Source organism: Streptomyces sp. NPDC046197, assembly GCF_040646295.1.
GTDB lineage: Bacteria > Actinomycetota > Actinomycetes > Streptomycetales > Streptomycetaceae > Streptomyces.
The window spans coordinates 1-17,478 of the sequence record NZ_JBEYZY010000053.1 but is presented as its reverse complement, the minus strand read 5'-3'; the positions used below and the strand labels follow the sequence as shown (position 1 = coordinate 17,478).

General features: G+C 72.6%; 15 protein-coding genes and 2 pseudogenes. 4 read left to right on the top strand and 13 right to left on the bottom strand.

Annotated elements, in window-relative coordinates; genetic code table 11:
• Positions 1–75: 75 nt before the first annotated feature.
• From AB0A61_RS37975 to AB0A61_RS37950, 6 genes are all read right to left on the bottom strand, one after another.
• Positions 76–654 (bottom strand): GAF domain-containing protein, encoded by a 579-nt coding sequence (locus tag AB0A61_RS37975; protein WP_361303238.1) that lies wholly within the window; start codon positions 652–654, stop codon positions 76–78.
• A gap of 205 nt (positions 655–859) precedes the next feature.
• Positions 860–1,477 carry an ATP/GTP-binding protein gene (locus AB0A61_RS37970; RefSeq protein WP_361303235.1) on the bottom strand — a complete coding sequence of 206 codons (618 nt, stop codon included), beginning with the start codon at positions 1,475–1,477 and terminating at the stop codon, positions 860–862.
• Positions 1,455–1,832: a DUF742 domain-containing protein gene (locus tag AB0A61_RS37965; RefSeq protein ID WP_361303232.1), complete on the bottom strand. Its 378-nt coding sequence runs from the start codon at positions 1,830–1,832 to the stop codon at positions 1,455–1,457. The genes AB0A61_RS37970 and AB0A61_RS37965 overlap by 23 nt, the downstream gene beginning before the upstream one ends.
• Positions 1,829–2,263, bottom strand: coding sequence for a roadblock/LC7 domain-containing protein (locus tag AB0A61_RS37960; protein WP_361303229.1), 435 nt, complete (start codon positions 2,261–2,263; stop codon positions 1,829–1,831). The genes AB0A61_RS37965 and AB0A61_RS37960 overlap by 4 nt, the downstream gene beginning before the upstream one ends.
• A gap of 68 nt (positions 2,264–2,331) precedes the next feature.
• A complete protein-coding gene (locus tag AB0A61_RS37955; protein WP_361303226.1) occupies positions 2,332–4,677 on the bottom strand; it encodes an ATP-binding protein in 2,346 nt (781 codons plus the stop codon).
• Positions 4,678–5,028: 351 nt separating this feature from the next.
• Complete coding sequence (locus AB0A61_RS37950) at positions 5,029–6,294, bottom strand: MBL fold metallo-hydrolase (protein WP_361303223.1); 1,266 nt, start codon at positions 6,292–6,294, stop codon at positions 5,029–5,031.
• A gap of 169 nt (positions 6,295–6,463) precedes the next feature.
• Between AB0A61_RS37950 and AB0A61_RS37945 the strand changes: the two genes are divergently transcribed.
• From AB0A61_RS37945 to AB0A61_RS37935, 3 genes are all read left to right on the top strand, one after another.
• Positions 6,464–7,033: a carboxymuconolactone decarboxylase family protein gene (locus AB0A61_RS37945; protein WP_361303220.1), complete on the top strand. Its 570-nt coding sequence runs from the start codon at positions 6,464–6,466 to the stop codon at positions 7,031–7,033.
• A 101-nt stretch (positions 7,034–7,134) separates the two neighbouring features.
• Positions 7,135–8,313 carry a Glu/Leu/Phe/Val dehydrogenase dimerization domain-containing protein gene (locus tag AB0A61_RS37940; protein WP_361303217.1) on the top strand — a complete coding sequence of 393 codons (1,179 nt, stop codon included), beginning with the start codon at positions 7,135–7,137 and terminating at the stop codon, positions 8,311–8,313.
• Between the two features lie 131 nt (positions 8,314–8,444).
• A complete protein-coding gene (locus AB0A61_RS37935; protein WP_361303214.1) occupies positions 8,445–9,065 on the top strand; it encodes a TetR family transcriptional regulator C-terminal domain-containing protein in 621 nt (206 codons plus the stop codon).
• Between the two features lie 52 nt (positions 9,066–9,117).
• Here the strand turns inward: AB0A61_RS37935 and AB0A61_RS37930 are convergent, their stop codons facing one another.
• Both AB0A61_RS37930 and AB0A61_RS37925 read right to left on the bottom strand, forming a co-directional pair.
• Positions 9,118–9,903: an SGNH/GDSL hydrolase family protein gene (locus tag AB0A61_RS37930; protein WP_361303211.1), complete on the bottom strand. Its 786-nt coding sequence runs from the start codon at positions 9,901–9,903 to the stop codon at positions 9,118–9,120.
• A gap of 113 nt (positions 9,904–10,016) precedes the next feature.
• Positions 10,017–12,141, bottom strand: a pseudogene (locus AB0A61_RS37925) (alpha-galactosidase).
• Positions 12,142–12,313: 172 nt separating this feature from the next.
• On the opposite strand from AB0A61_RS37925, the gene AB0A61_RS37920 reads away from it, so the two are divergent.
• Positions 12,314–13,111 carry a tyrosine-protein phosphatase gene (locus tag AB0A61_RS37920; RefSeq protein ID WP_361303208.1) on the top strand — a complete coding sequence of 266 codons (798 nt, stop codon included), beginning with the start codon at positions 12,314–12,316 and terminating at the stop codon, positions 13,109–13,111.
• Positions 13,112–13,133: 22 nt separating this feature from the next.
• On the opposite strand, the gene AB0A61_RS37915 is transcribed toward AB0A61_RS37920, so the two are convergent.
• From AB0A61_RS37915 to AB0A61_RS37895, 5 genes and pseudogenes are all read right to left on the bottom strand, one after another.
• Positions 13,134–13,253: a DUF6126 family protein gene (locus AB0A61_RS37915; protein WP_361303205.1), complete on the bottom strand. Its 120-nt coding sequence runs from the start codon at positions 13,251–13,253 to the stop codon at positions 13,134–13,136.
• Positions 13,250–13,873: an XRE family transcriptional regulator gene (locus tag AB0A61_RS37910; protein ID WP_361303202.1), complete on the bottom strand. Its 624-nt coding sequence runs from the start codon at positions 13,871–13,873 to the stop codon at positions 13,250–13,252. Before AB0A61_RS37910 ends, AB0A61_RS37915 begins: the two co-directional genes overlap by 4 nt.
• 89 nt (positions 13,874–13,962) lie before the next feature.
• Positions 13,963–15,345: an aspartate aminotransferase family protein gene (locus AB0A61_RS37905; RefSeq protein ID WP_361303199.1), complete on the bottom strand. Its 1,383-nt coding sequence runs from the start codon at positions 15,343–15,345 to the stop codon at positions 13,963–13,965.
• A complete protein-coding gene (dxs, locus tag AB0A61_RS37900) occupies positions 15,342–17,279 on the bottom strand; it encodes a 1-deoxy-D-xylulose-5-phosphate synthase (RefSeq protein ID WP_361303196.1) in 1,938 nt (645 codons plus the stop codon). Before dxs ends, AB0A61_RS37905 begins: the two co-directional genes overlap by 4 nt.
• 30 nt (positions 17,280–17,309) lie before the next feature.
• Positions 17,310–17,478 (bottom strand): annotated as a pseudogene (locus AB0A61_RS37895) (4-hydroxy-3-methylbut-2-en-1-yl diphosphate synthase); the annotation flags it as partial.

The following is a 17,478-nucleotide window of genomic DNA, read 5'->3' as shown; positions in this document are numbered from 1 at the left end:
TCATGCCGTCCTCAGCCCCTGGGCACGCGCCGCGCCGGCCGTTCCCGGGGCGCGCCGCGCCGGGCCGGCGCGTGCTCAGGGCAGCAGGGCCTCAGGGTCCCGTCGTTCGAGCCACGCGACGAGCTCCGCCGCCGAGGCCTTGATGGTCTCCAGGCCTTCCCGCCCCCACGGCCGCGGCTCGGCGTCGACGACGCACACGGTGCCCAGGACCGTCCCCGTGCTGTCGATGAGCGGAGCGCCCAGGTAGGAGCGGATGCCGAACTCGTCGACGATCGGGTTGCCCGCGAACCGCGGGTAGTCGCCGACGTCCTCCAGCACCAGTGCCTTGCGCCGGACCACGACATGCGGGCAGAAGCCGTGGTCGCGGGGCAGACGGCGGCCCACTTCCCGCCGGTTGCCGTCGGCGTCGACGGTCAGGACGTCCCGTTCGGGCCGGTGCAGACCGGCGAAGAACTGCCCTTTGTCGTCGAGGAAGTTGACCATCGCGTACGGCGCCCCGGTGCGCAGGGCGAGCCGGTCGGCGAAGGCGTCGAGCGCGGGTTCGGCGTGCTCTCCCAGTCCCAGCCGGCGCAGTCGCCCGATGCGGGCGGGGGCGTCCCGGTCCTCGGGCGTGAGCAGCAGGCGACCGGCCGGGCGCGGCGGGTCATAGCTCATGGACGGGCTCCGTCGCTGTGCGCGTGTGTCATGTACGGGCTCCCAGGCGGGGTGCGGGTCTGGCTGGTGCGGGTCGGGCGGGTACGGGGTCGGCTGGCGCCGGGTCGGGTGAACGCACGGTCGGCGGATGCCGGGTGCGACGCGGTGCCGGGTTCGACGCGGGTGCGGAGGTCAGCGGTGTGCGGGGGTCAGCGGTGTGCGGGGATCACATGTGGGCGCCGTGGCTCGGCGCGGGCGCGGGTGCGTGGATGATGAGATGCCGTACGAGGGTCAGCAGGGTCTGGACCCCCGAGCTGGAGATGCGGGCGTCGCAGCGCACGACGGGGGTCTCCGGATCGAGATCGAGGGCGGCGCGCACCTCCTGGGGGTCGTAGCAGTAGGCGCCGTCGAACTCGTTGACCGCCACGATGAAGGTGAGGCCGCGCTGCTCGAAGAAGTCGACCGCGGCGAAGCACTCCTCCAGTCGGCGGGTGTCGGCGAGGATGACGGCGCCCAGGGCGCCCTCGGACAGCTCGTCCCACATGAACCAGAACCGCTCCTGTCCGGGCGTGCCGAACAGGTAGAGCACGTGCTGCGGGTCGAGGGTGATACGGCCGAAGTCCATCGCCACGGTCGTCTCGACCTTGTTCTCGATGCCCTCGAGGCTGTCCGTGGCGGCGCTGACCGTGGTGAGCAGCTCCTCCGTGCTGAGCGGGGCGATCTCGCTCACCGCACCGACGAAGGTCGTCTTGCCCACCCCGAACCCCCCGGCCACCAGGATCTTCAGGGCGATGGGGAAGGGGTCGCCGCCGCCGTCGTAGTCAGAGCTGTCGTCGTAGTCCATCGAGCACTGCCTCCAGAAGGGCCCGGTCGGTGGGTTGGTGGTGGTATGCGGGGGGTTTGGTGGTCAGTGCCCCGCAGTCGACGAGGTCGGAGAGCAGGACCTTGGTCACCGCCGCAGGCAGCTTCAGGTGGGCCGCCAGCTCGGCGACCGGGACGGGTGCCCGGCACAGATCGAGTGCCTGGGCGTGCTCGGGTCCGAGGTAGCCGAGGGGGGTCACCCCGGTGGCCATCACCTGCGACATGAGGTCGAGCGCGATGCTGGGCCGGGTGCGCCCGTTGCTGACCGTGAAGGGGCGCACCAGCCGTCCGGCCGCGTCGTCGAGCCAGGGCCCGTCGCCGGCCGCCGCCGCGCTCAAGGCCTCAGCGCCGGGGGTTCGAGGGTCTGCTGCCGGGGTGCGGTCACCAGGTAGGGGCGGACGCTCTTGACCAGCATCGCCATCTCGTAGCCCAGCACCGCCGCGTCGGCCTCACGGCCGGCGAGTACGGCCAGACATGTGCCGGATCCGGCGGTGGTGACGAACAGCAGGGTCGTGTCGAGTTCGACGACGACCTGCCGCACGTCGCCGCCGTCGCCGAAGCGCACCCCGGCGCTGCGGCCGAGCGAGTACAGGCCGGAGGCCAGGGCGGCCATGTGGTCGGCGCTGTCGGGGTCGAGGCCGTGGACGGACTTCACCAGCCCGTCGCAGGACAGCAGCACCGCGCTGGTGGTGTGCGGAACGCGCTGCACGAGGCCGCTCATCAGCCAGTCGAGGTCGGATACGTGGCCGGTCGGCGCATCGCTCGCCATGGTGGATCGACTCCTTGGGGTACGAAGGTCTGCTGGAGCGCTCAGGGCGGGGGTGTACGGCCGGCTGGTCATCCGGCCGGTGCGCTCCCGTCGTGCCGGGCGGTGAGGTCGGGACGCGGCGTGAGCGCACCGTCGCGTGCGCCGAAGGCCTCGGACGAGGCGGGCGCGTGTGCGGGCCGGACCTCGGTCGTGGGGGCGGTGCTCAGGTGCGGTACGTCGATGGGTGAGGTGTCGGACGAGGGGGCGGGCGAGTCCGTACGGAGCGGTTCCAGGGGGGCCCGTTGCCACTGCTGGGTCTCGGCGAGGCCGACGCCGCGCTGGAAGGCGGCCATCAGGCCGGGGTCGTGGCCCGCGAGGTGCTCGCTGTCCTGGCGGGGCGCCGGGCCGCCGCGCAGCTGCGGCACGATGTGCTGCTGGGCCCGGCGCCGCGGCAGTTGTGGCTTGCCCATGGTGCCGCGTACGGCCCCGTTGCGCGGGGTGGGCGGCGCGGCCGTGTTCTCCGCCACGACGGACCGGTCCTCGGCCCTGATGCCGGGCACGGCCGAGGCGGGGTTGGGCCGTTGCTCGCGGGCGCCCCGGCGGGGCAGGGGCACCGGTTCACCGCCGTGCGCGGGCGGCCGGGGAAGCACGCCCGCGGCGGGCCGCCCCGTCGCGGAGCGGACGTCGCCGCCGCGCGGGCCCGACGCGTCGCCCGGGTCACCGGCGTTCAGGTTCCCTGCGGCCCGGAGACCGCCGCCCGCAGCCGGGCCCGGTACGGCACCCGCGTCACCCGCGTGCGGGCCCGCACCCCGGTGGACGTCACGCCCCGCCGAACCCGACTCGGCAGCCACACCGCCGGAGTTCGGGTGACCGGAGTTCGGACCACCGGCATCCAGGCCCCCTCGGGCACGGAGGACACCGTCGGCCGCGTCCGGCGCCGGGAGCGCCACGTCGCGGTTCGCGGCCGCCGTGGAGTGGGCGGCTCGGCTGCCGCCCGCACCCTGGGCCGTGAGGTCGGCCCGGGCTCGGCTCGCTCCGGCGGCGGGCGGGGCGGCGTGCCCGTGGCCGGAGTCCGGCGCGATGGTGTGGTGTGCCGCCGGTACCGGGTGGGGCGGGTGCGGTGCGCCCGCGCCGGGCGACCCGGATCCGCCCGGCGCGGGCGGTGGCACCGGGGGCCGTCGCGCGCCGGTCGCCGGGTGCGGCTGCGGTACTTCTGCCGGGGTGCCCGGGGCCGCCCCCAGCAGCGCCTGCGGTACGACGAGCACGGCCTGCACACCGCCGTAGATGTTGGTCTGCAGCCGGACGGTGATGCCGTGTCGCCTGGCGAGCTGGGAGACGACGAACAGCCCGATCCGGCCGTCGGCCAGCAGGCTGGCGACATTGACCTGGTCGGGGTCGGCGAGCAGGGCGTTCATCCTGACCTGCTCGCCGACCGGCATGCCCAGGCCCCGGTCCTCGACCTCCACGGCGAGCCCGGAGGTGACCAGGTTGACGCGCAGCAGCACCTGGGTGTGCGGGGAGGAGAACACCGTGGCGTTCTCCACGAGTTCGGCCAGCAGATGGATGACGTCGGCGACGGCGTGGCCGCGCAGCTGGCCGTCGATCGGCGGGACGAGCTTGACCCGGGAGTACTGCTCGACCTCGGCGATGGCGGAGCGCAGCACCTCGGTCATGGAGACGGGGTTGCTCCACTGGCGGCGGGAGACCGCGCCGCCGAGCACGGCGAGGTTCTCGGCGTGGCGGCGGATGCGGGTGGCGAGGTGGTCGACGTGGAAGAGGCCCTTGAGCAGGTCGGGATCCTCGATCTCGTTCTCCAGCTCGTCCAGGATGGAGATCTCGCGGTGCACCAGGGACTGCAGGCGCCGGGCGAGGTTGACGAAGACCTCCAGTTTCTGTTCGCTGCCCGCCTGGCTGGAGAGCTGGGCGGCCTGCACGACGGCGGCGACGGCCCCGTCGTGGGAGCGCGCGAGGTCGGCGGCGAGCAGTTCGAACTCGTCGGCGTCGGCGGGCGGTCCCCCGCGCGGCTTGCGCTGGGGCGGCGCCTCGCCGTGCCGCAGCGCGTCGACCAGGGCGCGCAGATCGGCCTCCCGGCGAGTGGTGCTGCGGCGCAGCGCGTCGATCCGGTCGTGGACGGACCGGGCGGCGCGGTTCGCGGCCACGGCCGCGATCACGACTGCCGCGAGGGTCACCGAGAGCGCGCCGGCGAGCGCGGCCCACAGGCTGAGGCCGGGGCGGGCGCCGGTGGAGCGCACGGTGAAGAGCACGGCGGCCCCCGCGCCGAGAGCCACCGCGATCGGCGGCAGCACCGCCAGCCGCAGGAGCTGAGGCCGTATGTGGGTCTCGGGCAGCGAGGGGACGGTGCGGGCGACCGGCCTACCGTGCCGCCCGCCCTCACGGCGGTCTGCGCGGGCGGCCGGTGCACGGAGGTGAGACATCTGTTCCTCGTACTGGTCCGTCGGGCCCCTGTGCCCGCGCATGGTGCGCGAGCGGGCATGCGCCATCGCTGTGCCGGTCGAGAGGGCCGGAAGTTCGGCCCCGCGTCGCCCGACGGACACTCACAGTAGTCACCAACGCATCAGGTGCGGTGGGCAGTTGACAAAATCCCCCGGGGAGCGTCCCGCTCTGGTATGAGGGTTCGCACGACAGACCGAGGGGTCCGGCGGCCGCCCGCCACCGAACCGAAGCAACTCGATCGCACCTGGTCGGAACCGGTCACGAACAGGCGGCGGGGGCCGGGGAGACATCCGCTCCCCGGCCCCCGCCGTCCGGTCGCCACCCCCGCGCGGTCAGCCCGCCGGGACGGCCGCCGGGTCGCCGGCGCCGTCGGCCGGGTCGCCCGCGATGTCACCCGCCGTGTCGGACTGGGCCCGGGCCGCCGAGTCCGCCGCCGCCTTCACGGTGCCCTCGGCGAGGAGATCCGGCGCGGGCCAACCGCCCGTGGGGGCCTGCGCCACCGCGCGCCACCACGGCTTCGTCGGGACGGCGCTTCCGGCCGGTTCGAAGGGCTCGCCGGGGCGGGGCAGGGCGATGCGTGCGCCGATGGCGCGGGCCGCCGCCATCGTCCCCTCGCCGGGTTCGGCCCATGGATGGGGCGCCAGATTGAAGGTGGCCCAGTGGATCGGCAGCATCGGACCCGCCGAGGGCCCGCCCTGGAGGTCGAGGTGGGCGCGCATGCCCTCTTCGGGCGTCATGTGGATGTCGGTCCAGAACTCGGAGTACGCGCCGATCTGGACCATCGTGGCGTCGAACGGGCCGTGCGCGGCGCCGATGTCCTTGAAGCCGTCGAAGTACCCGGTGTCGCCGCTGTGGTAGATCCGGTGCTCCTCGCCCGCGACGACCCAGGAGGCCCACAGCGTGTGCTGGGTGTTGCGCAGGCCTCGGCCGCAGAAGTGGCGGGCCGGGGTGGCGGTCAGCGTCAGCCCGCCGACCCGGGTGGCCTCGTGCCAGTCCAGCTCGCGCAGGCGGTCGGCGGACACCCCCCAGTGCTCCAGGTGGGCACCGACGCCGAGCGGCACCGCGAAGACGGTGTCGGTGCCGGCCAGCGCCTTGACCGTGGGCATGTCCAAATGGTCGTAGTGGTCGTGGGAGATGACGACCACGTCGACCGGGCCGAGCGCGGCCAGGGGCAGGGGCACCGGATGCAGCCGCCTGGGGCCGGCGAAGGGGAGGGGCGAGCAGCGCTCGCCCCACACCGGGTCGAACAGCACCCGCTGTCCGTCGATCTCCGCCAGCACGCTGGAGTGGCCCATCCACGTCAGCCGCAGGCCGCCAGCCGGGGGCCGGGCCAGGTCGGCGAGGGTGGTCGCGTGCACCGGCACGGTGCCCCGGGGAGCGCGGCGGGGACGCTCGTCCCGGTCGAAGTAGAGCTTGGCGAAGTCCAGCATCGAGCCGGAGGGCCGGGTCCGTGCGACGCCTCCCGGATTCTGGAAGACGCCGTCCTTGAAGTGGGGTGATCGGCGGATGCGCGCCATGCGCTCTCCGCTCGGATCCGCACCGAAGGCCGCGGGCTGCAGCGCACGGAGCCCGGAGCTCAGGGAACGGAAACCGGCCACGATACCTCCAGGTGGAGTCGGTCAGGCTTTCCATTATGGAGCGACGCCCCGACAACCCTTCGGACAGCCCGATGTCACACGGGCGCGGTCCCGTCCGTCGTATCCCGTGAAGGCACCGCGACAGGTGCTCCGGAACCGACGTACAACCGACGTACAGGAGGTGGCCGCCGTGGCCCGCGTCTCGCTCACTCCGCCCCGCACCCGCCTGCTCCGCTTCGTGGAGTGGTACAGCAAGCGCGCCTACGGGAAGGTCCTCGACCCGGTCAGGGCGCTCGCCCACCAACCGCGGGTGCTGTGGAGCGATCTGCGGTTCGAGCAGTCGGTGGCGAGGTGGAACCGGCTCGACCCGGGCCTCAAGGCACTGGCCGAGATGGCGACCGCCGCGGCGATCGGCTGCTCGTGGTGCATGGACTTCGGTCACTGGGTCAGCCGTGAGCGCGGTATGGCGCCCGAGAAGGTGCACGATGTCCCCGTGTGGCGGGACAGTGACGTCTACACGCCGCTGGAGCGGGACGTCATGGCGTACGCCGAGGCGATGACGGCCACGCCGCCGGCCGTGGACGACGACCTCGCCGCCCGGCTGCGTGACCGGCTGGGCGAGCCCGCCCTGGTGGAGCTGACGGCGATGGTGGCGGTGGAGAACCTGCGCTCGCGCGTCAACTCCGCGCTGGGACTGACGAGCCAGGGCTTCAAGGAGGCGTGCGACCTGCCGGCGTCCGCGCCCCGCGCGGTGCGTTGACAGGGTGCCGACGCCGCTTCAATACTGACTCGCGATTCAGTAACCTGTCGGTGGGGCCGGCACACCCCAGCCGCCGAGGCCCACCGCATCCTGGAGTGACCGTGACCACGCCCCTGATGTCGCTCACCTGGACCGACCATCTCACCGGCCGTCAGGGCTTCCTGGTCGTCGACCGGCTGGTGCGCGGCGTCTCCAGCGGCGGTCTGCGGATGCGCGCGGGGTGCACCCTGGAGGAGGTGGCCGGGCTCGCCCGCGGCATGACCATGAAGGAGGCGCTGCACTACAACCCGGACGGCCGGTACGTGCCCCTGGGCGGCGCCAAGGGCGGCATCGACTGCGATCCCCACGAGCCGGAGGCCTACGGGCTGCTGGTGCGCTACCTGCGTGCGATGCGGCCGTACATCGAGAGCTGCTGGACGACGGGCGAGGACCTCGGGCTCACCCAGGACCTCGTCGACCGGGCGGCCGCCGAGGCGGGGCTGGTGTCCTCCGTCCAGGCCGTGTACCCGCTCCTCGACGACGAGGCAGCGGCGCGGCGGCGACTCGCGGACGCGTTCGCCGTGGACGTGGACGGCATCGGCCTGGACGAGCTGGTCGGCGGCTGCGGGGTCGCCGAGTCGCTGCTGGCGGCTCTGGACCGCGCCCGGACGCCGTACCCGGGGACCCGGGTCGCCGTGCAGGGCCTGGGGACCATGGGCGGGGCCACGGCACGCTTCCTCGCGCGCGCGGGGCTGCTGGTGGTGGCCGTCGCCGACATCAAGGGCACGATCGCCAACCCGGCGGGGCTCGACGTCGAGGCGCTGCTGGCCGCGCGGGACGCCTACGGTACCGTCGACCGCTCGGTGCTGCGCCCCGAGGACCGCGAGGAGCCGGGCGAGGCCTGGTTGTCCGCCGACGCGGAGGTCCTGGTGCCGGCCGCCGTCTCCTATGCGATCGGCCTCGCCGACCAGGAGCGGATCACCGCCCGCTGGATCGTCGAGGCGGCCAACATGCCCGTGGTGCCCGAGGCGGAGCGGCTGCTGACCGCGCGCGGGGTGACGGTGCTGCCGGACGTCGTCGTCAACTCCGGCACCAACGCCTGGTGGTGGTGGACGCTGTTCGGCGACATCGGTGCCGACGCGGACGAGGCGTTCGCGTACACCCGGCGCTCGATGCGCGCCCTGGTGGACCAGATGCTGGCACGCGCGCAGGCCGACGGCACGACCCTGCGGGCCGCCGCGCACGCGATCGCCGCGGACCGGCTGCCGTTGATCGCGGAACGCTTCGGGTGGTACCGGTGACGAAGGGCGGCCCACCGCCCCTCAAACACGGTTCGACCCGCGCCCGGTGGTGGTCGCGGCGCCTCGTACAGCACGGGAAGCGGCGTGAACGCGTGCCCTGGTTCAGGGAAACGACCGATTAAGGTGACCGCGTGGCGAGAGTGCGGTTGAGCGTGGCGGAGCGGCGCGAGGAGTTGTTGCGGGCCGCCATCGAGCAGATCGAGGTACGGGGCGTGGCGGCGGTCAGGATCGCCGACGTGGCCTCGGCACTCGGCGTGAGCAACGCTCTGGTGCTCTATCACTTCTCGACGAAGGAGAAGCTGGTCGCCGCCGCTTTCGCCTACGCGGCCGAGGACGACCTGGCCCATCTGCGCAAGCTGCTCGGCCGGCGGACGACGGCGCTGCGCCGCTTGCGGACCGCCGTACGCTGGTACGCGCCGACCGGACCGGCCAAGGGCTGGCGGCTGTGGATCGAGGGCTGGGCGGCCGCGCTGCGCGAACCAGCGCTGCGGGAGGTCGCGCGGGATCTGGACCGGCAGTGGAAGGCGGCGATCGCCGAGGTCGTCGCGGAGGGCGTGGCGGCGGGCGAGTTCCGCTGCCCCGACCCCGGCGGCGCGGCCCTGCGTCTGACCGCCCTGCTCGACGGGCTGGCCGTGCAGATGACGGCCTACGGCGGCGCGGTCTCCCGCGCACGGGCCCTGGAGTGGGTGGACGAGGCACTGGCCAGGGAACTGGGCCTGGAACGGGAGGCGTTGACCGCCGTGGGGCGGTGAAGGCAGCCCCGCAGCCCCGCACAGCGGGCTGCGGAACCGCCCCCTGCGGCCCTCAGGCCACCGAAGTGATCCGCATCTTGATGTCGTCCGGCGACAGGGTGCCCTTGGCCGTCACATGGTCGCCGGAGGACTCACCGCGCAGCCGGCGGCCGATCCACGGAACCAGGTACTCCCGGGCCCAGTGGACGTCGTCGCGGCGGGTGTCGAGGGTGCCGCGCGGCGGCAGCGGCGGCCACGGCTGCTCCGGGTCGGCCGGAACGTCGAGGCCGAGGGCCTGCCCGGCGCGCAGCGCCACACGCGTGTGCCCCTCGGGCGACAGGTGCAGCCGGTCGTGGTCCCAGGCGCGCCGGTCCTGGACGGCCCTGAGGGACCACAGGTCGAGCACCGGGCAGCCGTAGCGGTCCGCGATGGCCCGCACATGCCCGTTGTACGTGGCGATCTTGCCGCGCAGGTGCTTGAGCACGGGCACGCCCCGGGTGTCGAAGCCGGTGGTCACCATGACGGTCCCCGCCACGGAGGCGAGCCGGGCGACCGCCTTCTCGAACCGCTCCGCCACGTCGTCCGGGTCGGTGCCGGGACGGATGATGTCGTTGCCGCCCGCACAGAACGAGACCAGGTCGGGGGCGAGTTCGACGGCCCTCGGAACCTGGTCCGCCACGATCTGGTCGAGCAGTTTGCCCCGTACGGCGAGGTTCGTGTACCGGAAGTCGCCCTCGGGCCGCCGGTCCGCGAGCAGCACCGCGAACCGGTCGGCCCAGCCGACGAAGGCCCCGTCGGGGCCGGGGTCGCCGACGCCCTCGGTGAAGCTGTCCCCCACCGCCACGTACGACCCGATCACTGATCTGCTGTCACTCTTCGAATCGTCTGCCACATCGGTCCATGATTCACCCTGGAATGTGACCTACGCGAACGTAGGCAGGGGTTGACGGGCGGTGAGAAAAGCCACTGCCCTCACCCCGTCCAACCGGGAATACGCGGCTGTGCGGGGCTTTGGATGCGGCGCAGACGGAGCACCACCGCATCGAGATCCCCGCGAAGGCCGGTGTGGACGCCGTGGTGCATCAGGACGGCACCCCGGTGCACTTCACCGTCCCCCGGGCTCCCGGCTGCGCGGCACTCGTACGCGGCCGCCGGGTCGAGCCCGCGCAGCCGCAGCGCGGGGACCGGGGCACCGTGGTGCTGCGCCTGGAGCAGGGCGAGGACGACCGACTCCTCGCCGAGCACGTACTGCACCGCGCTCAGCCCGCCGCGCGGCGGCCACAGCCGGTAGAGGTCGCCGCGCTGCACGACGGGCCGGATCTCCTTGTAGAGAGTCACCCACTCCCGCGCCTCGGCCAGTTCCTCCTCGGTCCACCGGGTGAGGTCGCCGCCGACGCCGAGCACTCCGGCCAGTGCGCTGACGAAGCGGAAGCGCAGAGTGCTGACCCGGCCGTTGAGCCGGGTGTTGGGGCTGTCGGTGACCCAGGCGGCCATCACCCGCGCGGGGTGGATCTGGCTGAAGCCGTGCTGGATGGCGAGCCGGTCGAGCGGGTCGGTGTTGTCCGAGGTCCACACCTGGTCGGTGCGGCGCATGATGCCGAGGTCGACGCGGCCGCCACCTCCCGAGCAGGACTCGAAGGCGACGCCCGGATGGGCCGCGCAGCCGGTCCAGCAGGGTGTACAGCGCGCGTACGTGATCGACCCACAGGCGCTGCGGGTACGGCTCGCCCGGCCAGCCGGCGTCGGTGAAGCAGCGGTTGAAATCCCACTTGACGTAGTCGATCGGAGCGCCGGACAGCAGCCCGTCCAGCTGGTCCCACAGGTACTCCTGCACGTCCTGGCGGGCCAGGTTGAGCACCAGCTGGTTACGGAACTCCGTCCGCCTGCGCCCCGGTTGGTACTGCACCCAGTCGGGGTGGGCGCGGTACAGGTCGCTGTCCGGGTTGACCATCTCGAGCTCGACCCAGATGCCGAACTGCATCCCGAGCGCGTGCACCTGGTCGGCGAGCGGCTTCAGGCCGCCGGGGAAGCGGTCGGGGTTGGGCCGCCAGTCGCCGAGTCCGGCCCGGTCGCTGGTGCGGGCGCCGAACCAGCCGTCGTCGACCACGAACAGCTCGATGCCGATGGCCGCGGCCCGTCGTGCGAGCGCGCCCTGCTGCTCCTGGGAGATGCCGAACCCGGTGGCCTCCCACGAGTTGTAGAGCACGGGCCGGTCCCGGTCCGGGCCCGGGATCACGTACCTGCGCTGGTAGGCGTGCCAGGCGCGGCTCGCGCCACCGAACCCCTTCTCACTCCACAGGCCGGCGAACACGGGCGTGGTGTACGACTCCTTCGTGGCCAGCGTCAGCAGTCCCGAGTCGTCGTACCCGGCGCCACCGGTGATCTGCACACGACCGTCCGGCAGCTGGGCGACGGCGATCCGCCAGGAGCCGGACCAGCCGAGGGCACAGCCGTAGACCTCGCCGTTTTCCTCGGTGGCGTCGGTGTCGAGGGCCACCCACGGCAGGTGCTGGTGGCCGGTGTGGCCGCGCCGGCTGCCGATGACCTTCTCGCCGTAGGTGAGCGGCGCACGGACCAGCCGGGACTCGGCGGCCCAGCGGCCGTGCAGCTGGGACAGCCGCCAGGTGTCGCGATCGGGCAGGGTCCAGGTGGCGGAGTCGGCCCGCAGCAGTTCCAGCGGCTGCTGCCCCCGGTTGCCGAGGGTCACCCACCGCTCGACCACGTCGTCCCGCATGCGGTGGTGCAGCGTGAGGGCCAGGCCTCCGTCCCGGAACCGCAGCCGCAGTTCGTCGCCCTCGGTCCGGTGCGCCTCGAAGGTCCACTCGGTGCCGCGTCGCCCGGTGGTGCGCACCGAGAGCGCGGGCCGCACGAAGCGAGGTCCGCCTTCGACCGGGTACTCCTCGTGGCCGTCCAGCGGGGACTCGAAGGGCCACGGGTCCGGCAGCGGACGGGCGGCCAGGGCCTCCGCGTCGGCGAGCCCGATCCTCGGGCCCCAGTGCAGGTGGAGCAGTTCGTCGTGGTCGGTGAGGTGGATGGCGTAACTGCTCGTGGGCCCCGACAGGAGCCAGGTGCGACCGTCGGCGGCGGTCTCCAGCATGCGTTCCCCCACAGATCCGAACAGGTTCACCCAGGCCCCAACATCTTCGGGGGCCCCTGCCACGGAGGCAACGACCGCGGACAACTCGTTGCCTCAGGAAGCCATGTCGTATGGTCGAAGCCGCGCCCGTCGACGAGCCGTGACGGCGGGTTCCGAAAGGGAGGGAGTCCCCGTGACGCAGCAGGTCCCGTCGACCGAGCCCGAGCTGGCCGGCGTGCGCAACTTCCGTGACGTGGGCGGACTGCCGACCGTGGACGGACGGCGGGTGCGTCACGGTGTGCTGTTCCGCAGCGGTCATCTCGCGCACGCGACGGATCAGGACGCGGTCTTCTTCGGCTCCCTGGGCCTGCACACGATCTTCGACTTCCGCAACGCGGCGGACAAGAAGCTGGAGGGCCCGGACGTCGAGCTGCCCGGGGTGCGCAATGTGAACCTGCCGCTGAGCGACCCCGCCGACGGCGCCGAGTTCTGGAAGATGGTCCGCGACGGCGACCTGGACCAGCTGCGGGCGATCCTCGCCGACGGCAAGGGCGCGGACCGGATGATCGCCTCCTACCGCACGATCATCCGGGAGCGGACCGCCGAGCACTCCCAGGTGCTGCACGCGCTCGCCGAGGACAGCGTCCCCGCCCTGATGCACTGCGCGGCGGGCAAGGACCGCGCGGGCCTGTCGATCGCGGTGACGCTGCTGGCCCTCGACGTGGAGCGGGAGGCGATCCTCGCGGACTACCTGGAGTCGAACGCCAAGCACCGGCGCTACAAGGTGCAGCGCAGCGGCAGCTCCGCCTCGGCCTACTCCCCCGAGGTCATGGAGCTGCTCAGCCCGCTGTTCGACGCGCGCGCCGAGTATCTGACCGCGGCCCTGGAGACCGTCGAGGAGACCTGGGGCGGGGTGGACGCCTACCTGGAGCGGGGTCTGCGTCTGACCCCACGGACCCGGGAGCGGCTGCGAGAGCGTCTGCTGGACTGACGGCCGCGGTCCGGGCGGTGGGTCACTTGTGGCCGACCGTGAACAGCAGCCAGATGAAGGCCGCGAACAGGTGTCCGACGGCGATGTAGATGATGAGCCGGACCCACAGTGCGCGGGGGAACTTCTCTTCCAGGTTGGTCATGGCGTTTCTCCGGTCATGGGTCCCAGGCACAGGGTGGCCGTGGGGCTCTGCAGCAGGGTGTGGACGAAGAGGAGCTCGACTCCGTCGGGGTCCTCGGCGGCGATGCGGTGCGGGGTGAGCGAGTCGAAATGCGCACTGTCGCCGGGGGCGAGCAGATGCGCGGTGTCGCCCAGGCGCAGTCTCAGCCGGCCTCTGAGGACGTACAGCCACTCCTCGCCAGGGTGCACCCGCACGATGTCGCCCTGCAAGCCGTGCGGCACACGGACCCGCAGGGCCTGCATCCCGCGGCCGTGCGAGCCGGCCTGCCAGTACGTCCAGCCGCCGGCCCCGGTCGGTTCCATGTCCGCGGCGCGCACGATCGGGTCCCGGTCGGGAACCTTCTCGCCGAGCAGCTCCGAGACGGTCGTACCGTAGACGCGGGCGAGCGCGAGCAGCAGGGGCAGGGAGGGCTGGCGGTGCCCGGTCTCCAGCCGGGAGAGGTGGGCGGGCGACAGCCCGGCCGCGCGCGCCGCGACCTCCAGGGTGAGGGAGGCGCGCCGGCGCAGTGCACGCAGTTGCGGCGCCACGGCGGGCAGGTCCTCGGCCGGCCCCGCCGTGGGCTGGGAGTCGGGGGAGCTCATATGTCCATTGAGCCGCAGCCTTGCCTCTATGGCAAATCTATTGCCTCACAGGCAAGAAACCTCCGGTGACACCCATGGGGTGGTCGTCCCTACCGGTTGGCAACAGCCTGCTTGACCAGGGTCTTCCCGAAGTCCCACATCAGTCCGCCGCCGTGCGCGTCGTCCATCACGGCCGCGAAGGCCTCGACGAACCGGTCCACCTCCCGCTCACCGATCACCAGCGGGGGGATCAGCTTGATCACCTCCAGGTGGTCCCCGGAGACCTGGGTGAGGATCCGGTGCCGCTGCAGCAGCGGGACCACCACCATCTGCGCGAACAGGCCCTTGCGCGCGGCCTGCAGCATGGTCCAGCGGCCGCGCAGCTTCAGCGACTTCGGCCTGCCGAACTCGATGCCGATCATCAGGCCCCGGCCGCGCACGTCGGCCAGCAGCTCGTACTTGTCGATCAGCGCGGCGAGCCGGGACTTCAGCTGCTCCCCCGTGGCCCGTGCGCCGGCCACGACCTGCTCGTTCTCCATGACGGACAGCACGGCGAGGCCCGCCGCCATGGCCTGGGCGTTGGACCCGAAACTCGCCGAGTGGACCAGCACCCGGTCGATCGACGAGTAGACCTTCTTGAAGATCCAGTCCTTGCCCAGGGTGGCACCCACCGGCACATAGCCGCCCGAGAGCGCCTTGGCCACGCACACCAGGTCCGGCTCGACGCCGTCCTCGTGCTGGTAGGCGTAGAAGTCCCCGGTGCGGCCGAGGCCCGTCTGCACCTCGTCGGCGATGAGCAGCGCCTTGTGCCGGTGGAGCATTTCCTGGGCGGCGCGCAAATACCCGGGCGGGGTCTCGTGCACGCCCTTGCCCTGGATCGGCTCCACGATCAGCGCGGCGACGTCGCCCTTGCGCAGTTCCCTCGCCAGGGCGTCGAGGTCACCGAGCGGCACGGGGGTGTCGGGCAGCAGCGGGGCGAAGCCGTCCCGGAAGCCGTCCTCACCGTTGACCGAGAGGGAGCCGGTGGTCAGGCCGTGGAAGGCGTGCTCGCAGTACAGGATCCGCGGCCTGCCGGTGGCGCGGCGGGCGAACTTCAGCGCGGTCTCCACCGCCTCCGTGCCGCTGTTGCCGAAGAACACCCGGTCCAGGTGCGGGCTGTGAGCGAGCAGCCGCTCCGCCAGCAGCCCGGGCAGCGGCTGGCAGTCGAAGCGGGTGAGGTCGGCGAGGGAGGCGTCGAGTACGTCGTGCAGCGCCTTGCGGACCACGGGGTGGTGCCGGCCCAGGCCCATCACCCCGAACCCGGCGAGCATGTCCAGGTAGTCGTTGCCGTCCGCGTCCCAGAAGTACGCGCCCTCGGCCCGCTCGTAGACCTTGTCGAAGCCGATGGTGTGCAGCATGCGCGGGAGCTGGTGGTTGAGGTGCCTGGCGTGCAGCTCGTAGCGCTCGGCGCCGCGCTCGGCGAGGAGTCTGCCGAGGTCGAACTCCGTGGTCATTCAGCCTTCTCCTTGACTGCCGTGAGGTCTTGGTGGGCCTGCTGTCCCGGAACCGTCACGGCCTGCTCCCGGACGGCCAGGCTCGCGCTGATCCGTCCGGCGATCTCGACGGGGGTGAGGCCGACGTCGGCCAGCACCTCCCCGCGCTTGGCGTGCGCGAGGAACTGCTCGGGAATGCCGAACCGCCGCAGTGGCACGTCCACTTCTGCGTCGCTCAGGGCCAGGGCCACCGCCCCGCCGACGCCGGCCGCGCGGCTGTTGTCCTCCACGACGGCGACCAGGCGGTGACCGGCGGCCAGGCCCGGCAGCGCCGGGTCGACGGGCTTGACCCAGCGGGGGTCGACGACGGTGCACTCGATGCCCCGGGCCTGGAGCAGCTCCGCGGCCTGCAGGCACACCGGCGCCATGACGCCCACGGCGACGAGCAGGACGTCGGGCCGGTCCGCGGCGTGCAGCACGTCCATGCCGCCCACGTGTCCGACCGCGGGGATCTCGGGGCCCACCGACTCCTTCGGGAACCGGATCAGGGTCGGTGCGTCGTCCACCGCGACCGCCTCGCGCAGCTGGGCGCGCAGCTGGTCGGCGTCGCGCGGGGCGGCGATCCTCAGGCCCGGCACGACCTGCAGGACGGACATGTCCCACATGCCGTTGTGGGAGGGCCCGTCGGCACCGGTGACGCCGGCCCGGTCCAGGACGAAGGTGACCCCGCAGCGATGCAGCGCCACGTCCATGAGCAACTGGTCGAAGGCGCGGTTGAGAAAGGTGGCGTAGACGGCGACGACCGGGTGCAGACCTCCGGTGGCCAGGCCCGCCGCCGAGACGGTCGCGTGCTGCTCGGCGATGCCGACGTCCCAGACCCGGCCCGGGAAGCGCTCGGCGAACCTGCCGAGACCCACCGGGTGCAGCATGGCGGCCGTGATCGCCACGACGTCCTCGCGCTCCTCGCCGATCCGCACCATCTCGTCGCCGAACACGGAGGTCCACGACGGGCCGCCGGCCGGTGCGAGCGGCTCGCAGGTGCGCGGGTCCATCACACCGACGGTGTGGAAGTGGTCCTCCTCGTGCGCGAGGGCGGGTTCGTACCCGCGCCCCTTCTCGGTGAGGCAGTGGACGAGGACCGGACCGTGGAAGCGTTTGGCGCGGCGCAGCGCGGACTCGACCGCCTTGACGTCGTGCCCGTCGATCGGTCCGACGTACTTCAGGCCGAGGTCCTCGAACATGCCCTGCGGCGCGAAGGCGTCCTTGAAGCCCTTCTTGGCGCCGTGCAGGGACTCGTAGATCGTGTTGCCGACGACCGGTGTGCGCAGCAGGACGTCCTTGCCCCAGGCCAGGACCTTCTCGTAGCCGTCGGTGGTGCGCAAAGTGGCCAGGTGGCTGGCGAGGCCGCCGATGGTGGGTGCGTAGGAGCGTTCGTTGTCGTTGACGACGATGATCAGCGGCCGGTCCTTGGCGGCCGCGATGTTGTTCAGCGCCTCCCAGGCCATGCCGCCGGTCAGCGCGCCGTCGCCGATGACCGCGACGACATGCCCCTTCCCGCCCTGCACCTGGCGGGCCTTGGCGAGCCCGTCGGCCCAGCCCAGCGCGGTGGACGCATGGCTGTTCTCGATGACGTCGTGCTCGGACTCCTCGCGTGAGGGATAGCCGGACAGGCCGCCCTTGCCGCGCAGCTTGGAAAAATCCTGACGGCCTGTCAGAAGCTTGTGGACATAGCTCTGGTGCCCGGTGTCCCACAGGATGCGGTCGACCGGCGACTCGAAGACCCGGTGGAGCGCGATGGTGAGTTCCACCACGCCCAGGTTGGGGCCGAGGTGGCCGCCGGTCCTGGCGACCGCCTGCACCAGGAACTCACGTATCTCGTCGGACAGTTCACCGAGTTCCGCCTCGGACAGCGCCTTCAGGTCGTGTGGTCCCCGGATGCTCTCCAGAATGGTCACGCTGGGCCCCCTCTCGGTCCGTGCTGTGCTTCAACTCACTGTCACTGTGGGCGTCCCTGTGACGTCGGGGGCGCCTGCCGCGGTGCCGCCCGCCTCCATCTGCTCGGCGAGCTTCATGGCCTCCTCGATCAGGGTCTCCACGATCTTCGACTCCGGGACGGTCTTGATGACCTCACCCTTGACGAAGATCTGCCCCTTG